The organism is Burkholderia territorii (assembly GCF_001718335.1).
Classification (GTDB): domain Bacteria; phylum Pseudomonadota; class Gammaproteobacteria; order Burkholderiales; family Burkholderiaceae; genus Burkholderia; species Burkholderia territorii.
In genome coordinates, this window is sequence record NZ_CP013366.1 from 2,568,700 (window position 1) to 2,584,095 (window position 15,396).

12 protein-coding genes are annotated in these 15,396 nt (G+C 68.0%); 7 read left to right on the forward strand and 5 right to left on the reverse strand.

Features of this window, described 5'->3' with window-relative positions:
* Positions 1–122 precede the first annotated feature (122 nt).
* From WS51_RS22405 to WS51_RS22425, 5 genes are all read left to right on the forward strand, one after another.
* The gene (locus tag WS51_RS22405; RefSeq protein ID WP_059508201.1) at positions 123–659 is read left to right on the forward strand and encodes a Csu type fimbrial protein; all 537 of its coding nucleotides are present in this window, start codon (positions 123–125) and stop codon (positions 657–659) included.
* 6 nt (positions 660–665) lie between these two features.
* Positions 666–1,379 carry a fimbrial biogenesis chaperone gene (locus tag WS51_RS22410; RefSeq protein WP_059508200.1) on the forward strand — a complete coding sequence of 238 codons (714 nt, stop codon included), beginning with the start codon at positions 666–668 and terminating at the stop codon, positions 1,377–1,379.
* A gap of 24 nt (positions 1,380–1,403) precedes the next feature.
* Complete coding sequence (locus WS51_RS22415; RefSeq protein ID WP_081333611.1) at positions 1,404–3,830, forward strand: fimbria/pilus outer membrane usher protein; 2,427 nt, start codon at positions 1,404–1,406, stop codon at positions 3,828–3,830.
* Positions 3,831–3,941: 111 nt separating this feature from the next.
* Positions 3,942–5,351 (forward strand): argininosuccinate lyase, encoded by a 1,410-nt coding sequence (argH, locus tag WS51_RS22420; RefSeq protein ID WP_059451006.1) that lies wholly within the window; start codon positions 3,942–3,944, stop codon positions 5,349–5,351.
* Positions 5,352–5,445: 94 nt separating this feature from the next.
* Positions 5,446–6,129 (forward strand): HAD family hydrolase, encoded by a 684-nt coding sequence (locus WS51_RS22425; protein WP_059508199.1) that lies wholly within the window; start codon positions 5,446–5,448, stop codon positions 6,127–6,129.
* Between the two features lie 88 nt (positions 6,130–6,217).
* Here WS51_RS22425 and WS51_RS22430 read toward each other — a convergent pair whose 3' ends face one another.
* The 5 genes from WS51_RS22430 to apbC form a co-directional block, all read right to left on the reverse strand.
* Positions 6,218–7,060: a lysozyme inhibitor LprI family protein gene (locus WS51_RS22430; RefSeq protein ID WP_059508198.1), complete on the reverse strand. Its 843-nt coding sequence runs from the start codon at positions 7,058–7,060 to the stop codon at positions 6,218–6,220.
* Positions 7,060–9,339, reverse strand: a complete 2,280-nt coding sequence (locus WS51_RS22435) for an arginine/lysine/ornithine decarboxylase (protein WP_059451003.1) — start codon at positions 9,337–9,339, stop codon at positions 7,060–7,062. Before WS51_RS22435 ends, WS51_RS22430 begins: the two co-directional genes overlap by 1 nt.
* 81 nt (positions 9,340–9,420) lie before the next feature.
* Positions 9,421–9,990: a dCTP deaminase gene (gene dcd / locus WS51_RS22440; RefSeq protein ID WP_006398615.1), complete on the reverse strand. Its 570-nt coding sequence runs from the start codon at positions 9,988–9,990 to the stop codon at positions 9,421–9,423.
* Between the two features lie 112 nt (positions 9,991–10,102).
* Positions 10,103–10,639 carry a superoxide dismutase [Cu-Zn] gene (sodC, locus tag WS51_RS22445; RefSeq protein WP_059451002.1) on the reverse strand — a complete coding sequence of 179 codons (537 nt, stop codon included), beginning with the start codon at positions 10,637–10,639 and terminating at the stop codon, positions 10,103–10,105.
* Between the two features lie 133 nt (positions 10,640–10,772).
* A complete protein-coding gene (gene apbC, locus WS51_RS22450; RefSeq protein ID WP_059540703.1) occupies positions 10,773–11,864 on the reverse strand; it encodes an iron-sulfur cluster carrier protein ApbC in 1,092 nt (363 codons plus the stop codon).
* 353 nt (positions 11,865–12,217) lie between these two features.
* On the opposite strand from apbC, the gene WS51_RS22455 reads away from it, so the two are divergent.
* Positions 12,218–12,859 (forward strand): YiaD family glycine zipper/OmpA-like lipoprotein, encoded by a 642-nt coding sequence (locus WS51_RS22455; protein ID WP_059508196.1) that lies wholly within the window; start codon positions 12,218–12,220, stop codon positions 12,857–12,859.
* A 367-nt stretch (positions 12,860–13,226) separates the two neighbouring features.
* On the forward strand, positions 13,227–15,389 hold the full coding sequence (gene metG / locus WS51_RS22460) for a methionine--tRNA ligase (protein ID WP_059508195.1): 2,163 nt from the start codon (positions 13,227–13,229) through the stop codon (positions 15,387–15,389).
* Positions 15,390–15,396: the final 7 nt, after the last annotated feature.

The window sequence follows — 15,396 nt, forward strand, 5'->3', positions numbered from 1 at the left end:
CGCGACCAAATCCGTGGAGTAGTCTTCCAACAACGACAGAGCGGTTACGGCGACCGGCGACAGACCACGCGGCAGGCACTCCGCGGCCGGGCGTCTCCAATAAACGGCAGGAGATAACCATAATGAACACTTCCCGGCGTCGTCTACTTTCAGCAACCCTCGCAGCCACGCTGGCATTCGCGCCCGCGCTGCAGCCCGTCACCGTTGCCGCAGTTTATTCGAACGGCAACGCCACTGCCCAGTTCAACGTCACGCTCACGATCCAGGCGAACTGCGCGATCGCCGCGAACCCGCTGGCCTTCGGCACGTCCGGCGTGCTTGCGTCCTCGCTCAACCAGCAGACCACGGTCTCCGTCACCTGCTCGAACTCCACGCCGTACAACGTCGGGCTCGACGCCGGCTCGGTGAGCGGCTCGACGGTCGCCAGCCGGTTGATGGGCGGCACGACGACCGGCAATACCGCCACGACGGTCGGCTACCAGCTCTACCAGGACTCGGGCCACACGACGATCTGGGGCAACACGCAAGGCACCGACACGGTCGGCGGCACCGGCACCGGTTCCGCGCAAGTGCTGAACGTGTACGGCCAGGTACCTGCGCAAGCCACGCCGAAGCCCGACACCTACCAGGCCACCGTCACCGCAACCGTGTACTTCTGACGCGCCGTGGCCTCGATTCCGCGCGCGCTGGCCGCGCTGTGCGTCGCGTCGGCGTCCGCGGCCGCATGCGCGGCCACGCTGCAGATCACACCCGTGACGATCGAGCTGCCGCCGTCGGCGGCGGCCGCGACCATGACGCTCAGCAATCCGGGCGGGCAGCCGATCTATGGCCAGGTTCGCGCCTATCGCTGGACGCAGGAAAACGGCGACGACGTGATGACGCCGACCGATGCGCTCGCCGCCTCGCCGCCGTTGCTGCAGATCGGCGCGAGTGCCGAGCAGTTGATCCGGCTCGTGCGCACGACGCGAGGCGCGCCCGTCGCCGAGGAAAGCTATCGCGTGCTGATCGACGAACTGCCCGCGCCCGGGACGCCGGTCGAGAACGGCATCACGATCCGGCTGCGCTATTCCGTGCCCGTTTTCGTCGAGCCCGCCGGCACACCGCAGACGCCGCGCCTTGAATGGCGTGTCGAGCGCGACGGATCCGGCACGCGACTCGCGGTCGAGAACCGCGGCGGGCGGCGCGCGCAGATTTCCGCGGTGAGTCTGGTCGACGCGCGCGGCACCGCGCACGACATCACGCGCGGCCTGCTCGGCTACGCGCTCGCGGGCAGCACGCGGCGCTGGCCGCTCAAGCTGGATGCGGGCGCGGCCGGGTTCGTCAGGATCCAGGCGACCGTGAACGCGCAGCCGGTCGAAGCGCGGCTGGCACCGCCCTGATCCGTGCCGGAGGATCGCACGACGTTGCCCGTTCCGACGACGAGCACGGCCCTCCGGGCTGCCTGCGCCGCACGACACGCCGCGCCCGCCGCTGCCGTGCTTGCACTCGCGGCGGCGCTGGCGCTACATGCTTGCGCCGCCCGTGCGCAGGCGGTGCCGGTGCAGGCGGCCGCGGCAGGCGCGCCCGTCCCTGTGCCCACCCCCGTGCGTGCCCCGGTGCCCTCGCCAACGCCAACGCCCGCAGCCGACACACTGTTTCTCGACGTGTCGCTCAACGGTGAGCCGACGCACCGCATCGCCCGTTTTCAGAGAATCGACGGCCGGCTGTACGCGGCGTCAGCCGACCTGAACGACCTGGGCGTCGCCACGGGCGACCGTGCGCACGAGTCGTCGAACACGCTCGTCGCGCTCGATACGCTCGCGGGGCTGCGCTACGACTACGATGCGGCGCGGCAAACGCTCGACCTGCGCGTGCCCGATGCGCTGCGCATCCCGCACACGTTCGATACGCGCGCACTCGCGGCCGCGCCGCCGGCCAGCTCCGGCCGCGGCTTCGTGCTGAACTACGACGCGTACGCGCAGACCCTCGCCCACGCACCGCTCGCGGTCTGGAGCGAGGCGCGCTATTTCGATCCGGCCGGCGTATTCAGCAGCACGGGCATCGCCTACCTGTACGACGACCGCCGGCGCTACGTGCGCTACGACACGTCGTGGAGCCACTCGAACCCCGGCACGCTCACGACGACCCAGATCGGCGACACGATTTCGTCGTCATTGTCGTGGACCCGCTCGCTGCGCCTCGGCGGCGTGCAGTGGCGCAGCAACTTCGGCCTGCGCCCCGACCTCGTCACGTTTCCGGTGCCTGCGCTGTCCGGCAGCGCGGTCGTGCCGACCTCGGTCGACTTGTATGTGAACAACGTGCGCCAGTTCAGCGGCGACGTGCCGAGCGGCCCGTTCGTGATCAACAGCGTGCCCGGCATCACCGGCGCGGGCAACGCGACGGTCGTCACGCGCGACGCGCTCGGCCGCTCGATCGCGACGACCATTCCGCTGTACGTCGACACGCGCCTGCTCGCGCCCGGCCTCGCCAGCTATTCGGCGGAAGCCGGGTTCCTGCGCCGCGCATATGGCAACGATTCGTTCGACTATGCGCGCACGCCGGCCGCAAGCGGCTCGCTGCGCTACGGCATCAGCGAGCGGCTGACCGTCGAAGCGCACGCGGAAGCGACGGCCGGCGTCTACAACGCCGGTGCCGGCGCGCTCGCCCGCCTCGGCGAACGCGGCGTCGCGAACGCGTCGCTGGCGGTGAGCGCGCCGGGCCGCACGGGCGTGCAGGCCGGCGTCGGCTACCAGTACGTGACGCCGCGCTTCTCGATCGATGCGCAGACGCTGCGCGCGTTCGGCGACTACGGCGATCTCGGCAGCCGCGAAGGCGTGCCGGTCTCGCGCGCCACCGACCGCGTCACGGTCTCGTTCCCGTTCCTGCGCGCGCAGACGCTGTCGTTCAGCTATCTCGGCCTCAAGTATCCGGGCATCGTCCCGTCGCGGATCGGCTCGATCGCGTACCTCGTCAATCTCGGCGGGCTCACTTCGATCACGTTCAGCGGCTTCCAGGACTTCCGGCAGCACGACGCACGCGGGTTCTTCGTGAGCCTGAGCGTCGGGCTCGGCGGCAACACTTCCGTCTCGGCGAACGCCGGCCGGCAGAACGGCGACTCGACCTACACGCTCAACGCGACGCGTCCGCCCGATTACGGCGGCGGCGTCGGCTGGAACGTGCAGGCGGGCGCCAACGCGGGCCTGCGCTACGCGCAGGGGCAACTGCAGTATCTCGGCCGCGCCGGCCAGGTCACGCTGCTCGCGCAATCGTTCGACGGGCGCGGCAACGCGTCGGTCGACGTCACGGGCGCGTTCGTGCTGATGGACGGCCGGCTGATGACCGCGCGCCGCGTCGACGACGGCTTCGCGCTCGTCTCGACCGACACCGGGCGCGTGCCCGTGCTGCACCAGAACCGGCTGATCGGCGAGACGGACCGGGCCGGCTACCTGCTCGTGCCCGACCTGAATGCGTACCAGAGCAATCGCGTCGCGATCGACGGCACGGCGCTGCCCGCCGACGCGCGGATCGCCGACACGACGCTCGACGTGGTACCGCAGGCGCGCTCCGGCGTGCTCGCGCACTTCGCGGTGACGCGCTACAGCGCCGCGTCGATCGCGCTGCGCGCGCCGGACGGCACGCCGCTGCCGCCCGGGCTCGAGGTCCGCCACGTCGAAAGCGGCCAGCGCACGATCGTCGGCTACGACGGCCTGACCTTCGTCGACGGCCTCGTCGCGAACAATCACCTCGAAATCTCCGGCGGCGGCCGCGACTGCGCGGTCGAATTCGCGTACCGGCGCCCGGACGACGGCACGCTGCCGCGCATCGGCCCGCTGACCTGCGGCCCCCGTTGATCCGCGCCTGCGGGCGGCCTGCGCGCTCGCCGGCCGCGGGCGCCGCGAATGTTAGAATCCCGGGATTCCCTCGGCGGCGCACGCCGCCCAACTCCCCTTCGAAGAATCGCCATGACGTCCCAACTGCACAAAAAGGGCGAGGCCTGGTCGGCCCGCTTCTCGGAACCGATGTCGGAGCTGGTCAAGCGCTACACCTCGTCGGTGTTTTTCGACAAGCGCCTCGCGCTCGTCGACATCGCCGGCTCGCTCGCGCACGCGAGCATGCTCGCGGCGCAGAAGATCATCAGCGCCGACGACCTCGCCGCGATCGAACGCGGGATGACGCAGATCAAGGGCGAGATCGAGCGCGGCGAATTCGAATGGCAGCTGGATCTCGAGGACGTCCACCTGAACATCGAGGCGCGCCTGACCGCACTGATCGGCGATGCCGGCAAGCGCCTGCACACGGGCCGCTCGCGCAACGACCAGGTCGCGACCGACATCCGTCTGTGGCTGCGCGGCGAGATCGATCGCATCGGCGGCCTGCTGAACGACCTGCGCGGCGCGCTGATCGACCTCGCGGAAAAGAACGCGGACACGATCATGCCGGGCTTCACGCACCTGCAGGTCGCGCAGCCGGTCACGTTCGGCCACCACCTGCTCGCGTACGTCGAGATGTTCACGCGCGACGCCGAGCGCATGCGCGACTGCCGCACCCGCGTGAACCGCCTGCCGCTCGGCGCGGCCGCGCTCGCCGGCACGAGCTACCCGATCGACCGTCACGCCGTCGCGAAGACGCTCGGCTTCGACGGCATCTGCGCGAACTCGCTCGACGCAGTGTCGGATCGCGACTTCGCGATCGAATTCACGGCGGCATCGGCGCTCGTGATGACGCACGTATCGCGTTTCTCCGAAGAACTCGTGCTGTGGATGAGCCCGCGCGTCGGCTTCATCGACATCGCCGACCGCTTCTGCACCGGCAGCTCGATCATGCCGCAGAAGAAGAACCCGGACGTGCCCGAGCTCGCGCGCGGCAAGACGGGCCGCGTCAACGGCCACCTGATGGCGCTTCTTACGCTGATGAAGGGCCAGCCGCTCGCGTACAACAAGGACAACCAGGAAGACAAGGAGCCGCTGTTCGACACGGTCGACACCGTCGCCGACACGCTGCGCATCTTCGCCGAGATGGTCGCCGGCATCACCGTGAAGCCGGACGCGATGCGCGCGGCCGCGCTGCAGGGCTTCTCGACCGCGACCGACCTCGCCGACTATCTCGTGAAGCGCGGGCTGCCGTTCCGCGATGCGCATGAAGCCGTCGCGCACGCGGTGAAGATCTGCGACGACCGCGGCATCGACCTCGCCGACCTGACGCTCGACGAAATGAAGCAGGAACTGCCGAACGTCGCGCACCTGATCGGCGACGACGTGTTCGGCTACCTGACGCTCGAAGGTTCGGTCGCGAGCCGCAACCACCCGGGCGGCACCGCGCCCGACCAAGTGCGTGCGGCGGTCAAGGCCGCTCGCGCCGCGCTCGGCAAGTAAGCCTGCCGGCATGCACGGGCGCCTGGCGCGTCCGTCCTTCCCTCGGGCGGCCGTCGTGCCGCCCGACGCCTTTCCCGCTTCCCGGATACCGCCGATGACCTTCTCCGCCGCGCTCTTCGACATGGACGGCCTGCTCGTCGATTCCGAGCGGACCATCATGAACACGTGGATCGACGTGTCGAGTGCGCACGGCGTCGTGCTGACCGAAATCGACTACCTGCAGATCGTCGGCCGCTCGTTCGCCGAGGGCCAGGTGATTCTCGCGCGGCTCATCGGCGACGCCGACACGTTCGACGCCGTGCGCACCCGCGTGCGCGAGCAGCTGGCCGCGCCCGAACCTCATCCGAAGTTTCCGCTGAAATCCGGCGCGCTGGCGCTGCTCGAGACGCTCGCGCAGGCCGGCATTCCGTGCGCGGTCGCATCGTCGTCCGCGCGCGACGTGATCCGTGCGCGGCTCGACGCGGTCGGCGTGCTGCCGTTCTTCCGCGCGATCGCGGGCGGCGACGAAGTCGCGCGCGGCAAGCCCGACCCGGCCGTGTACCGGCTCGCGGCCGAACGCCTCGGCGTACCGGCGCACGCGTGCGTTGCGTTCGAGGACAGCGACTTCGGCGCGCAATCGGCCGCCGGCGCGGGCGCATCGGTCGTCACCGTGCCCGACCTGAAGGCGCCGACGCCCGAGATCGTCGCGCTGAGCCTGCACGTGCTCGCATCGCTCGACGATGCGGTCGCGCTCGTGCCGTCGTGGTTCGGACGCATGGACACGCAGCAGCCGGCGTAGGCACCTCGCGGCACGCCACATGCGAAACGGGCACCCTCAGGTGCCCGTTTTCCGTTACCGCGCCGCGTAACCGGCGTCGCGACGCTCGTCAGTTGTTGCCGGCCGTCTCCGACAGCCGCTTCATCGTCGCGATGCGCGCGCCGATCAGGTCGACGCGTCCGTCCTCGCCGACGAGCGGCGCCGTCGCATCGCGGAACGCCACCCACGCGCGTTGCGCACGCACGAGCGTCGCGGCCGAATGCGCGGGCATCTTGCGACGCAGCTTCTGGTAATAGCGATTCAAATCGAACAGCGCGTGTTCGCACGCGGCATCCTGCACGCACGGCCGCACGCGGCGTATCGCCGGATCGCGCGGCACGTTCGCCGGCTTGCCGGTGGCTGCCGCGGCCGTGCCCGGCGCCTTGCCCGCACCGCCCGCGGTGTCGCCTTGCGCACGGCTCGTGGCCGCGACCGGCACGGCGGCGGGCGGCGGCGCATAGCGGTCGGCCGCCGCGCGCAGCGCCAATGCGCGATCGCGCACGGGCTGCAGCTGCAGGTCGGCGCTCGACATCGCATACGCGGTGCCGCGCGTCGTGTCGTATACGGCCTTCAGCAGATGAACCTCGTCCTTGCGCCACGTGACCCAGTGGCGCTGGCTGTCCTGCCAGCCGCGCTTCACGTCGGCCGGCGCGTCGTTCGACAGGCGCTGGTACGCGCTGTCCATCACCGCCTGCCACTGCTGCTGCGCTTCGCCCATGCACTGGATCTGGCCGGCCGTCGACGACCGGTCGCGCCGCGCAAGACACTGCCGCATCGCAACGTCGATCGGGTCGGCCGCCGCCACCTCCGCATGCGCGACGTTCAGCCCCGCAAGCCCTGCGAACCCGCTCGCCCAGACGACGAGCGCGGCCAGCGCCGCGCGCATCGTCCGGATTCGTCCCTGCGCCGCCATCAGTCGCGCACGCAGTCGACGAAGTACTCGACGCGGCCGTTCACTTCTTCCGCGACGAGACCGTGGATGTCCGTGTGGAAGCCCGGGAAGCGCTCGTTGAAGTCGCGCGCGAACCGCAGGTAGTTCACGATCGTCTTGTTGAAGCGCTCGCCCGGGATCAAGAGCGGAATGCCCGGCGGGTACGGCGTGAGCAGGATGCTCGTCACGCGGCCTTCGAGTTCGTCGAGCGGCACGCGGTCGATCTTGCGGTGCGCGAGCTTCGCGAACGCGTCCGACGGCTTCATCGCGGGCTCCATGTCCGACAGGTACATCTCCGTCGTCAGGCGCGCGATGTCGTTCGCACGGTACACGTCGTGGATCTGCGTGCAGAGGTCGCGCAGGCCGACACGCTCGTAACGCGGATGCTGCGCGACGAATTCCGGCAGCACGCGCCACAGCGGCTGGTTGTTGTCGTAGTCGTCCTTGAACTGCTGCAGCTCGGTCACCATCGAGTTCCAGCGGCCCTTCGTGATGCCGATCGTGAACATGATGAAGAACGAATACAGGCCGGTCTTCTCGACGATGATCCCGTGCTCGGCCAGGTACTTCGTGACGATCGCGGCCGGAATGCCCGTCTCGCCGAACTCGCCGTCGACGTCGAGCCCCGGCGTGATGATCGTCGCCTTGATCGGGTCGAGCATGTTGAAGCCTTCCGCCAGCGGGCCGAAGCCGTGCCAGTGGTCATTCGGCTTGAGCATCCAGTCCTCGCGCGAGCCGATGCCTTCTTCCGACAGGTCGTCCGGCCCCCACACGCTGAAGAACCAGTCGTCGCCGTATTCGGCGTCGACCTTGCGCATCGCGCGACGGAAGTCGATCGCCTCGGCGATCGATTCCTCGACGAGCGCGGTGCCGCCCGGCGGCTCCATCATCGCGGCCGCGACGTCGCACGACGCGATGATCGCGTACTGCGGGCTCGTCGACGTGTGCATCAGGTACGCCTCGTTGAAGCGATGCTTGTCGAACGTGCGGTTCTCCGAATCCTGCACGACGATCTGCGACGCCTGCGAGATGCCCGCGAGCAGCTTGTGCGTCGAATGCGTCGCGAACACGAGCGCGCCCGTGCGCGGACGGCCGTCGCCGATCGCGTGCATGTCGCGGTAGAACGGGTGGAACGTCGCGTGCGGCAGCCACGCTTCGTCGAAGTGCAGCGTGTCGAGCAGGTCGCCGAGCAGGTCCTTGATCATCTCGACGTTGTAGACCACGCCGTCGTACGTGCTCTGCGTGATCGTCAGGATGCGCGGCTTCAGGTCCGGGTTCTCGCGCATCGCCTCGCGTGCGAACGGGTTCGCCTCGATCTTCTTGCGGATGTTCTCCGGCTTGAATTCGTCGCGCGGGATCGGCCCGATGATGCCGAAGTGGTTGCGCGTCGGCGTGAGGAACACCGGAATCGCGCCCGTCATCGTGATCGCGTGCAGGATCGACTTGTGGCAGTTGCGGTCGACCAGCACGATGTCGCCGGGTGCGACCGTCGCATGCCAGACGATCTTGTTCGACGTCGACGTGCCGTTGGTCACGAAGAACAGGTGATCCGCGCTGAAGATGCGCGCCGCATTGCGCTCGGACGCCGCGACCGGGCCCGTGTGATCGAGCAGCTGGCCGAGTTCGTCGACGGCGTTGCAGACGTCCGCGCGCAGCATGTTCTCGCCGAAGAACTGGTGGAACATCTGGCCGAGCGGGTTCTTCAGGAACGCGACGCCGCCCGAGTGGCCCGGGCAGTGCCACGAGTACGAGCCTTCGTCCGCGTACTTCACCAGCTCCTTGAAGAACGGCGGGGCGAGCGAGTCGAGATAGACCTTCGCCTCGCGGATGATGTGGCGCGCGACGAACTCCGGCGTGTCCTCGAACATGTGGATGAAGCCGTGCAGCTCGCGCAGGATGTCGTTCGGCAGGTGGCGCGAAGTGCGCGTCTCGCCGTACAGGAAGATCGGGATGTCCGCGTTGCGGCGGCGCACTTCGGCGACGAACGCGCGCAACTCGATGATCGCGGTCGCGAGTTCGGGCAGCTCGCCGTCCGGGCCCGTTTCGCCGAGCATGAGTTCGTCGTCGTCGATCGACAGGATGAAGCACGACGCGCGGCTCGACTGCTGCGCGAACGACGTCAGATCGCCGTAGCTCGTGAGGCCGAGGACTTCGACGCCCTCCTTCTCGATCGCTTCGGCCAACGCCCGGATGCCGGAGCCCGAGATGTTCTCGGAGCGGAAATCTTCGTCGATGATGACGACGGGGAAACGAAACTTCATGGGCGATTCTCCAAAAAGAACGACCGCGGCGCGTCACGCGCAGCGGTCACCCGGAAACTGGTGAGACGTTATGCAACCAGATCAGGTTTTCGGCAGCGTGACACCGCGCTGACCCTGATACTTGCCGCCGCGATCGGCGTACGACACGTCGCACACTTCGTCGCTTTCGAAGAACAGCACCTGCGCGACACCTTCGTTCGCGTAGATCTTCGCGGGCAGCGGCGTGGTATTCGAGAATTCCAGCGTGACGTAGCCTTCCCACTCGGGTTCGAACGGCGTCACGTTGACGATGATCCCGCAGCGCGCGTACGTCGACTTGCCGAGGCAGACGGTGAGCACGGTGCGCGGAATGCGGAAATATTCGACGGTGCGGGCCAGCGCGAACGAGTTCGGCGGGATGATGCACACGTCACCCTTGAAATCGACAAACGAACCTTCGTCGAAGTTCTTCGGATCGACGATCGTCGAGTTGATGTTCGTGAAGATCTTGAATTCGTCCGCGCAGCGGATGTCGTAGCCGTAGCTCGACGTGCCGTAGCTGACGATCCTGCGACCGTCCTCGGACGCGCGAACCTGATCGGGCACGAACGGCTCGATCATCTTGTGTTCTTCGGCCATGCGCCGAATCCATTTGTCGGACTTGATGCTCATATCAGGGCGCCTGGAAACGCTGCGTGACAGTCGGTGAGGGCCGCGCCCGCGAGGCGGCGGCCGGGAAAGGCGCACATTTTACGCGATCATCGGCTCGCGCACGCGGCGGCCGTCACCGGATCACGCCGCAGGCCAGCGCGGGGCCCGCTCCATGCTGCGGAAACGCCGGGTCGCTCGGGTCGCGGTGCACCAGTGCCGCGCGATTCAGCGCGGAGCGCACGCCGTCGAGGGCCAGATCGGGCGCGACGATGAAACCGGCCGCGACGCCATTCGCGTCAGCATGGATGTTGCCGAGATCGCCGGCGACGCGCGCGCCCGCGCGCAACCGGTCGGCTGCCGGCGCGAACACCTGGCCGGCGCTCGAGCCGTCGCCCGCGTTGCAGTCGCCGCGCTCGTGCACCTGCAGTGCGTGATCGCTGTTCGGCGGCAGCCCGACGAGGTTGTAGGTGACCTGCACGCCGTCGGGACGCTCGACGAACGTGACCGCGCCGCGCGCCTGCGAGCCGACGGTCGGCTGCAATTGCGCGTCGGCGCGCTTCTCGTGCGACGAGGAAAAAGAGGCACAGCCGGCCAGCAGGCCCAGCGCGGCGGCGGCCAGCAGCGCGCGCCGCGCGCGGCCGGCATGCACGCCGTGATGTCGTTGGTTCATTCGATCCTCATGCCGGCTGGCGGCCGTTCGAGACGGCTGCCGTGCCGGGCGGGTAAAGGGACCCGGGAAAAGTCGCCATGATACCGCGCCTCGCGACGCCGTAAACAGCGTGAGGCCCCGCCCCGCAAGGGTTTTACGTATTTTGAACAACGATCGACGGGAACTTCGACGTCATGTCGCGCGCGCGCTCGGCGATCGCCAGCGCGACCCCGCGCGCGATGTCGCGGTAGCGCCGCGCCAGCGCGCCATCCGGTTCGGCCACGACCGTCGGCGTGCCGCTGTCGGCGCGCTCGCGGATCGCGATGTCGAGCGGCAGGCTGCCGAGCACGGTCACGCCGTAATCCTGCGCCATCCGCTCGGCGCCGCCCGCGCCGAAGATGTGCTCTTCGTGGCCGCAGTTCGAGCAGATGTGGATGCTCATGTTCTCGACGATCCCGAGGATCGGAATCCCGACCTTCTCGAACATCTTCAGGCCCTTCTTCGCATCGAGCAGCGCGATGTCCTGCGGCGTCGTCACGATCACGGCGCCCGTCACCGGCACGCGCTGCGCGAGCGTGAGCTGGATGTCGCCGGTGCCCGGCGGCATGTCGACGATCAGATAGTCGAGCTCGCGCCAGTTGGTCTGCCGCAGCAGCTGCTCGAGCGCCGACGTCGCCATCGGGCCGCGCCATACCATCGGGTTGTCTTCCTCGATCAGGAAACCGATCGAGTTCGCCTGCAGTCCATGACCGACCAGCGGATTCATCGACTGGTTGTCCGGCGACTCGGGGCGCTGGCCGTGGATGCCGAGCATGGTCGGCAGCGACGGCCCGTAGATGTCGGCATCGAGAATGCCGACCGACGCGCCTTCGGCGGCGAGCGCGAGCGCGAGGTTCACGGCCGTCGTGCTCTTGCCGACGCCGCCCTTGCCCGATGCGACCGCGACGATGTTCTTCACGTTCGGCAGCAGCTTCACGCCGCGCTGGACCGTGTGCGCGACGATCTCCTGCGACACGGCGACGCGCGCGTCGCGCACGCCCGGCACGGCCTTCAGCGCATCGGCGATGCGCGCGCGCACGTCGTCGTGCTGGCTGCGCGCGGGATAGCCGAGCACCACGTCGACCGCCACGGCGTCGCCGTCGATCGCGACGTTGCGCACGCCCTTGTTCGCCGCGTACGGACGGCCGGTATTGGGATCGACGACTGCCGCCAGCGCGGCGTCGACGTGTGCCCGATCAATGCTCATCGAAACTCCGTGAAATCGTTTTTCTCTCGCGCAAACGTCAAGAAATATCAAATAACGCTGCGAAAATCGGGAAAAGTGAAAGAATCTGTTGCACGCCATTGCGCGAACGCGCGCGTCGGAGCAATCTTCGCGTGCGGCATGCTATGGGGCCAAATCGGCCGCCAACCGCCTATATTGTAGAGGCTGATGCGTTGCCCTGTCCGGAACAGCCCCGCTGACGAACAGGGCATGCGGCCGCCTCGGCGGCTGCCGCGGGCACGGGCTTGCCCTTCCTTTTTCGGGTGTCCGTGCAGGGAGCCGTAACTGTTGTTTGTCGTCGTTGTCGACTCGTTCAACCAAGAGAGGAATCCAAGATGAACATGAAAATCGCGACTCGCCTGTCCGTCTTCGCACTCGCCGGCGCGCTGCTGGCAGGCTGCGCCACGCAGCAAGGCAACAATACGGCCGTGGGCACCGGCACGGGTGCGGCGCTGGGCGCGGGCATCGGCGCGCTGGCCGGTGGCGGCAAGGGCGCGGCGATCGGCGCGGGCGTCGGCGCACTGGTCGGCGGCGTGACGGGTTACAACTGGCAAGCGATCAAGAACAAGCTCGCGCCGTCGGCAGCCAAGACGGGCACGCAAGTGACCGAGCAGCCGGACGGCTCGCTGAAACTGAACGTGCCGAGCTCGGTGACGTTCGCGACGAACCAGTACGCGATCACGCCGGCGTTCACGCCGCTGCTGAACGACCTGGCGACGACGCTGAACCAGAACCCGCAAGTGACCGCATCGATCATCGGCTACACGGACAGCACGGGCTCGGCACAGCTGAACCAGACGCTGTCGCAGAACCGTGCGCAGAGCGTCGTGAACGCGCTGGTGCAGCGCGGCGTCGCCGGCGGCCGCCTGTCGGCACAAGGCATGGGCCCGTCGAACCCGATCGCGGACAACGCGACCGAAGCCGGCCGCGCGCAAAACCGCCGCGTCGAGATCTACCTGCGCGCAGCGCAGCAGTAAGCACCGCCGCGAGAGGAGCAAACGGGGGCGCACGCCCCCGTCGCACAAGGCTTCCAGCGGGGCCCGTAACAAATCGAAAAAAATTTCGAACTTCTGTCGCGGCCCGCGGTCTGTCTTTACGGTACGCGGCTGGCGCAGCCGGCGCGTCACCATTCTCCTCTTGTCGTTGTTGCTCCGGGGCCGTATCCGCCCCGGTTTTTTTTGCCCGGAATTTGTATGCTGCGTTGCAGCATCGCGCCGCCGGGCACGCCGCCACGGCGGCCCGCTCCTTCCGGCGCCCGCTCCACGGCGCCCGCGCCGGCTGACCTGCCCGCGCCCCTGCTAGAATCGCAGTTTCCGTCGTTTCAGCCGTTCTTCTACAGACCCTATGTCCGCAACCGACCTCACTTCCGTGCAGGCCGCGGCGCCGCAAGGCCGCCGCCAGATCCTCGTTACGTCCGCACTGCCCTACGCCAACGGCCAGATCCATATCGGCCATCTGGTCGAGTACATCCAGACAGACATCTGGGTGCGGACGCTGCGAATGCACGGCCATGAGGTCTACTACATCGGCGCCGACGACACGCACGGCACGCCGGTCATGCTGCGCGCGGAAAAGGAAGGCCTCACGCCGAAGCAGCTGATCGAGCGCGTGTGGACCGAGCACAAGCGCGATTTCGACAGCTTCGGCGTGTCGTTCGACAACTTCTACTCGACCGACTCGGACGAAAACCGCGTGCTGAGCGAGAAGATCTACCTCGCGCTGAAGGACAACGATCTGATCGCCGAGCGCGAGATCGAGCAGGCGTACGACCCGGTCAAGGAAATGTTCCTGCCGGACCGCTTCATTAAGGGCGAATGCCCGAAGTGCCACGCGAAGGACCAATACGGCGACAACTGCGAAGTGTGCGGTTCGACCTACCTGCCGACCGAACTGCTGAACCCGTACTCGGTCGTGTCTGGTGCGACGCCGGTGCGCAAGACGTCGACGCACTACTTCTTCCGTCTGTCGGACCCGCGCTGCGAATCGTTCCTGCGCGAATGGGTCAGCGGCCTCGCCCAGCCCGAAGCCACCAACAAGATGCGCGAATGGCTCGGCGACGCCGGCGAGGCGAAGCTCGCCGACTGGGACATCTCGCGCGACGCGCCGTACTTCGGCTTCGAGATCCCGGGCGCCCCCGGCAAGTACTTCTACGTGTGGCTGGACGCGCCGGTCGGCTATTACGCGAGCTTCAAGAACCTGTGCGACCGCAAGGGCATCGACTTCGACGCGTGGATCCGGTCGGGCTCGAGCGCCGAGCAGTACCACTTCATCGGCAAGGACATCCTGTATTTCCATACGCTGTTCTGGCCGGCGATGCTCGAATTCTCGGGCCATCGCACGCCGACCAACGTGTTCGCGCACGGCTTCCTGACGGTCGACGGCGCGAAGATGTCGAAGTCGCGCGGCACGTTCATCACCGCGCAGAGCTACATCGACACCGGCCTGAACCCGGAGTGGCTGCGCTACTACTTCGCCGCGAAGCTGAACGCGACGATGGAAGACATCGACCTGAACCTCGACGACTTCCAGGCGCGCGTGAACAGCGATCTCGTCGGCAAGTACGTGAACATCGCGAGCCGCGCAGCCGGCTTCCTGCTCAAGCGCTTCGACGGCCGCGTGCAGGACAGCGCGATGAATCATCCGCTCGTCGCGAAGCTGCGCGGTGCGATTCCCGCGATCGCGTCGCACTACGAGGCGCGTGAATACAGCCGCGCGCTGCGCCAGACGATGGAACTCGCCGACGAAGTGAACGCGTACGTCGACGGCGCGAAGCCGTGGGAACTCGCGAAGGATCCGGCCAACGCGGTCGCGCTGCACGAAACCTGCAGCGTGAGCCTCGAGGCGTTCCGCCTGCTGTCGCTCGCGCTGAAGCCGGTGATGCCGCGCGTGGCCGAAGCCGTCGAGGCCTTCTTCGGGATCGCGCCGCTCACGTGGGCCGATGCCGCGAAGCCGCTGTCGTCCGCGCAGCCGATCAAGGCGTACCAGCACCTGATGACGCGGGTCGATCCGAAGCAGATCGACGCGCTGCTCGCCGCGAACCGCGATTCGCTGCAGGCCGACGCTGCCGGCGCTGCTGCCGCGGGCACGGCCACCGCCAACGCCGCGAAGGCAGGCAAGAACGCCAAGGCGAACGCAAAGCCGGCCGCTGCGAACGCAGCCGACGACGGTCCGATCTCGATCGACGATTTCGCGAAGGTCGACCTGCGCATCGCGAAGATCGTCGCGTGCCAGGCCGTCGAAGGCTCGGACAAGCTGCTGCAGCTCACGCTCGACATCGGCGAGGAAAAGACCCGCAACGTGTTCTCCGGCATCAAGTCGGCGTACCAGCCCGAGCAGCTCGTCGGCAAGCTGACGGTGATGGTCGCGAACCTCGCGCCGCGCAAGATGAAGTTCGGGCTGTCCGAAGGGATGGTGCTCGCCGCGTCGGCTGCCGACGAGAAGGCCGAGCCGGGCCTCTACATCCTCGAGCCGCACAGCGGCGCGAAGCCAGGCATGCGCGTGAAGTAAGCCGCAC

What these genes read in the sequence shown, in the direction of transcription:
- WS51_RS22405 (WP_059508201.1), top strand. Translation starts at nt 123, where the DNA reads ATGAACACTTCCCGGCGTCGTCTACTTTCAGCAACCCTCGCAGCCACG.
- argH (WP_059451006.1), top strand. Translation starts at nt 3,942, where the DNA reads ATGACGTCCCAACTGCACAAAAAGGGCGAGGCCTGGTCGGCCCGCTTC.
- WS51_RS22425 (WP_059508199.1), top strand. Translation starts at nt 5,446, where the DNA reads ATGACCTTCTCCGCCGCGCTCTTCGACATGGACGGCCTGCTCGTCGAT.
- WS51_RS22430 (WP_059508198.1), bottom strand. Translation starts at nt 7,060, where the DNA reads ATGGCGGCGCAGGGACGAATCCGGACGATGCGCGCGGCGCTGGCCGCG.
- WS51_RS22435 (WP_059451003.1), bottom strand. Translation starts at nt 9,339, where the DNA reads ATGAAGTTTCGTTTCCCCGTCGTCATCATCGACGAAGATTTCCGCTCC.
- dcd (WP_006398615.1), bottom strand. Translation starts at nt 9,990, where the DNA reads ATGAGCATCAAGTCCGACAAATGGATTCGGCGCATGGCCGAAGAACAC.
- sodC (WP_059451002.1), bottom strand. Translation starts at nt 10,639, where the DNA reads ATGAACCAACGACATCACGGCGTGCATGCCGGCCGCGCGCGGCGCGCG.
- apbC (WP_059540703.1), bottom strand. Translation starts at nt 11,864, where the DNA reads ATGAGCATTGATCGGGCACACGTCGACGCCGCGCTGGCGGCAGTCGTC.
- WS51_RS22455 (WP_059508196.1), top strand. Translation starts at nt 12,218, where the DNA reads ATGAACATGAAAATCGCGACTCGCCTGTCCGTCTTCGCACTCGCCGGC.
- metG (WP_059508195.1), top strand. Translation starts at nt 13,227, where the DNA reads ATGTCCGCAACCGACCTCACTTCCGTGCAGGCCGCGGCGCCGCAAGGC.